The organism is Mesorhizobium sp. M2A.F.Ca.ET.037.01.1.1 (assembly GCF_003998075.1).
Classification (GTDB): Bacteria; Pseudomonadota; Alphaproteobacteria; order Rhizobiales; family Rhizobiaceae; genus Mesorhizobium.
In genome coordinates this window covers 1-674 of record NZ_RZSA01001650.1, presented here as the reverse complement: position 1 = coordinate 674, position 674 = coordinate 1, and the positions used below count along the sequence as shown (strand labels likewise).

Below are 674 nucleotides of genomic sequence, written 5' to 3'. Positions count from 1 at the left end.
GTCCAGCATCATCGCCGTCATTTGCCCGTTGGACGAAGGCTAATGGCCAATCCTTGGGGCGATGAAAAGATTTTTTTGCGGCACCACTTTTTCCTTCTCTCCGTTCCACGGGGAGAAGGTGCCCGAAGGGCGGATGAGGGGCGGCGCGGACATTCGAGGGCTCGCGCTAGGCCACGCGCACTACAATCCGAGACCGAAACTCAGCCCAGCGTCTCTTTGAAAAACGTCGTCAGCCGCTTCCAGTGGCGTTCAGCCCCCGCCTTGTCATAGACGCTATGATCCGGCACGCACCAGCCATGGCCGACGCCGACATAGTTCTCGATCGTATGGTCGACCTCTGCCACCCTGAGCGCCTCCGCCAGCCGCGCCGACTGCTCGGGCGGGAAGCTATGATCGACGCCGGCGACGCCGACATAGACGCGCGCCTTGATCGAAGCCGCCTTGCGATGCGGGCTGTCGGCCGCTTCGCTGGCCAGATTACCGCCATGGAAGCTTGCCGCGGCAACGATCCGGTCCGGATAGCTCGCCGCCGCGTTCAACGCCCGCGCGCCGCCCATGCAATAGCCGACGACGCCAATCGGTCCGTCAATGCCCTCGGCCGCGAACGCGTCGAGGAAGGCGCTGCCGTCGCGGATGGTCATGCCCTGCGTCGTACCGCCGCTCAGCATCAACAG

1 protein-coding gene is annotated in these 674 nt (G+C 64.2%); it reads right to left on the bottom strand.

The window, feature by feature from the left end; all coding sequences use genetic code 11:
- Positions 1-200 precede the first annotated feature (200 nt).
- A partial coding sequence (locus EOA27_RS38985; protein ID WP_189562401.1) for a dienelactone hydrolase family protein occupies positions 201-674 on the bottom strand: 474 nt, incomplete at its 5' end.